Consider the following 3,801-nt stretch of genomic DNA (forward strand, 5'->3'; position numbering starts at 1 on the left):
ACTTTCACTTTTATCATTGCTGTACTCCAATAAAACTAAAGGGCAGAAATCTGCCCATTAAAATTAAAAGCTGCCTCTTGCCTTTCTGCCTAACCCATAAGCCTGACGTAAAGCATCATCTAATTTCCCACCGTTCATCACTTCATGAATAATTTCATCAAGCGTGATCGTGTTTGTCCTTGGGTCATATTGTGGCTGTCCAAATTCAACCTGAGCACTCGCAACGGTGTTATTCACATTGATAACAACATTAGGCACGCCACCGCCCCCAATATCACGATTAGGAATAACCTTGCCACCTTCTCCTGGTAAAAGGTAATTTCTCCCCGCAGCTTGGAATATTTCAGGCTTACCACCTTCACCAAATCGATACATTTTATTTGCATCGACCGCACCACCGTTATAACGCCCACCACCAAAGCCAATCATTGACATAGACGTAGCTTTCCCTGCGGCCTGTGCGGTTGTATAGGCTGATAATCCCGTTCCTGATGCGGCTCCGCCTGTTGCGATTGATGCCGCGATTGCTGCTGGTGTCCATGCCGCTAATGCTGCCGCCCCTCCTGCTGTTGCTGCCGCTGCGTTCGCTGCCTGTGAAGCAACGCCAATTGTTTTGGTCAGAATGAAGTTTTTAAGCATCTCCACACCAACCTGAGCAATGGAATTTACAACACTGTTTAGCATCGTATTACCTAACGAACGCAACGCCTCGGACGCATCCATTGAGCCAGTGATTAACCCTGTCATGACGTTTGAAACATTACCCGCCAGAGAATCAACCGCTGAAGCCAACATTTCATAGCCTAGGTTCTGCTGCCTCATTAGCTCCCATTGTGCCGCTAACTGCTGCTGTTGATACTCTTTCTCTGCTGCGGTTCTGAGTAGCTGATATTGCGCATCGGTTGCCGCCTTAGACGCGGTGAACTGGTCATGGCTAATCTGTTGTTTTGCATAGGCTTCATTAAGTATTTGTAACTCTTGCGCCTTGTATTCTTTCATCATGGCCAACTTCTGAGTATGCTCATTAGCTAATGCCTGAATCGGGTCAAATTTAGCGCGGTTTTCCTCAATGTAATTGACTGAGGCATTGATTTTGATATCGGTCATTCCCTGATTAAATGACACCATCGCCTCACGCCCCATGCGCTCAAAATCTTCCTTGTTGATGAAGCCCTCATCTAACAAACGCTTGAGGGTTTTCACTTCCTCACCAAAGGTATGCGCCAGTTTCAACTCTGGGGTGATTTCCTGAGCCGCAATAAAATCATTCACGCGCTGATTGAGGTCAAACAGTTCCGCTGCCTCTTTCGAAATAGCCGCTTTTTGTTTCTCTGTTGCCTGTGCTCCGAGCCGCTGAACAGCTTCATAGATTGCCATTTGGCGGTTAACATCGGCTGCGCCACTTTCCAATAATCCATAGCGTTTTTTCAGTGTGGCCAATTGCTCACTTTGGCGTTTTATCGCTTCATTCGCTTGGTTGGCGGCTTTAGCGGACTTGTTGCCTTTTGATTTACTGCTTAGTGCGGCTTCTTGGGCTTCACGTAACTTGCGTATGGCTTCAATGGCTTTCGGGAGTTCGGTATTGTAGGCGGCTGAACCTTTTTGTAATCCCATTTGCATGAGGAGTAACGAAGCGTTGTATTCATCCAGTGCCGGCTTACCGTCTTTCATGCCAATAGTGAGGGCTTGGGTGCGCTGCTCAATCTCAGTGAGCGAGTTAGCAAGATTTAAACTGACCGTTTTATCAAACTCATCCGTTAATTCTTGGATTTTCTGTTTAAATATTTCAGAGTCTTTAACAAAGCCGTCAGCAATTAACGCCTTTTCTAGCTCTTTGATAGCCTGCTCTTTCTTAACGGCTGCCTCGCTGCCTAATTCCAGTGATCGGGCTACTTGTTGGTTAGCATCAATCACGCCTTTAGCTTGGCGTTGGTAAATTAAGTCGGCTCTGGCCAGCTCATCCGTTTGTTGTGCTCTAACCTTAGCAATATCAGCGGCTTTACCTTGTGATACCGTCCAGCGACGAATATTTTGCTCACCTTCTGATATAACTAACTCATACTGTTGCTGTTTTTTAGTAAGATCATCAATCAACTTCACAAAGTCATCACGCACATATGGAGTGCCAACTTCCATACCTTGAGCTTTTTGGGATTTAATCGCTTGCTCAATTCTACCAAGTTCTTCTCTGTAGTAGCGTAACTGCTCATTTACGTCTAATAGGTTTTTTTTCTGTCCGTCTAGTTCTGTGGTTGTTTCCGCTATCTTCTCGCCTAAGCGGTTAGCCACAACACGCGCCTGTTTTGCTGACAGTTCGTCAATTTTATCAATCCACTGATCTACCCTGTCGTTAAACTCTTTGGTGGCGGTGTCATCGTTCATGGCGTTATACAATGCGTAAACACCTGCGGCAGCCAAAAAGAATACACCAGTAGGACCACCTAATAATCCCACTGTGCCCCGTAACCCTTGCATAGCGATAGACTGAGTTTTAGCGGCTTGGGCTGCGCGGTTATTGGCTGCGGTCACTGCGTCAGTTGTGGTCGCTAGTGTGGCTTTCGCTTTTTGCTCCAATGCTAATGCCGCATTTAATTTATGGGTTGCGTTGGCTTCAACTTCTTTCGCTTTAGCGACCTGAGCCTCAACACGCGCAATTTCTTTCCCTGTTGTGGCTAAATGCGTTTTGATTTTAGTTTCTGTGGCGTGTAGGGCGTTACTGGCTTTGGTGACGCGTTGTAGATTTTCCTCACTCGCTGCCATTTGATAGGTTATTTCGGCATCCTTGAGCTGTACCGCCTGTCGTGCTCTCAGTGACTCTAAATCACGTTGCTTGGCATCATTAGCCGCTTCTAGTGAATAAACGTGCTCTAACGCTGCCTGAGCCGCTTTTAACTCGGCTTGTGCGGATACTGTCAGATTTCTAGCGTTAATGACTTCTTGGGAGGCTGCGGCTTGTAATGCCTGTGCTTTCATTTGAATAGCGCGAGTATGTGAAACCTCGGCTTGTGTGGCGTTAATCGCCCCTTGAGTATGTTGTAAGAGTGAAGAGGTCGCACTACCAATATTGGAAATATACCCCGCACCTAATAACCCAGAGACATTACTAATTACACCTGTAAAACGCGCATTCGCGCTAGTCGCTCTGTCTGTAGCGGCTGACGCTGCGCCAATTTGCCCCGTTAACTCGCTCATTTGACGTGATAATCGGTTAATTTCAGGCATTTTTAACGCACTGGAAACGGCCATTGCTGTTTTATCAAAACGGTAAAAGGCTTTCGACGTATCATCAGCCTGCTTACCCATTTCAGCCATTTTCCGCTTTGTTTCTCTAACCGCTTTCCCCGCCTCAAGAACGCCCTCAGTATCAGCTTTAATGATGATTTCAACCCCATCAATCTCAAACATAATGACCTCTCTTTTAATGTTTCGCTGATAACCCGCTGACATTACCGTCACGTAATGCAAAGCGTGTCATTTCGCCAATCACATAAATACACTGATCTGTGATGGAATATGGCTTAGTGAATACATTCAAATACGGACGCAACAAATCACATGCCTTACTCTCAACATCGAACGACTCACCACGAGACTTAACAATCGATACCGCATTATCAAATAGTCCTGCCGCCAGCAATTCAGGGATCACCTCGCCTGTAATGCCGTTATACGTCACTAATGTTGTTCCCGTTTCCGCTTTTAGCCCATCAACATAAATCTGGGCGATGGTACTTGCTAACTGCTGTAACTTTTCCATTAGAACCCCTCACGCTGTAAGGCATCACTTAATAGCCCTTGAAT

Annotated in this window: 2 protein-coding genes; both read right to left on the minus strand. The window is 46.1% G+C overall.

Annotated elements, in window-relative coordinates; all coding sequences use genetic code 11:
- Window positions 1-63 precede the first annotated feature (63 nt).
- Window positions 64-3,405: a hypothetical protein gene (locus PSF67_RS21800; RefSeq protein WP_137019055.1), complete on the minus strand. Its 3,342-nt coding sequence runs from the start codon at window positions 3,403-3,405 to the stop codon at window positions 64-66.
- Between the two features lie 13 nt (window positions 3,406-3,418).
- Window positions 3,419-3,757, minus strand: a complete 339-nt coding sequence (locus PSF67_RS21805) for a hypothetical protein (RefSeq protein ID WP_102139348.1) — start codon at window positions 3,755-3,757, stop codon at window positions 3,419-3,421.
- Window positions 3,758-3,801: the final 44 nt, after the last annotated feature.

The sequence above is a fragment of the Providencia sp. PROV076 genome, from assembly GCF_028483405.1.
In the GTDB taxonomy this organism is placed as follows: domain Bacteria; phylum Pseudomonadota; class Gammaproteobacteria; order Enterobacterales; family Enterobacteriaceae; genus Providencia; species Providencia huaxiensis.

Excerpts from the sequence above, each read along its gene's own strand:
- PSF67_RS21800 (WP_137019055.1), bottom strand. The coding sequence starts at position 3,405 with ATGTTTGAGATTGATGGGGTTGAAATCATCATTAAAGCTGATACTGAG.
- PSF67_RS21805 (WP_102139348.1), bottom strand. The coding sequence starts at position 3,757 with ATGGAAAAGTTACAGCAGTTAGCAAGTACCATCGCCCAGATTTATGTT.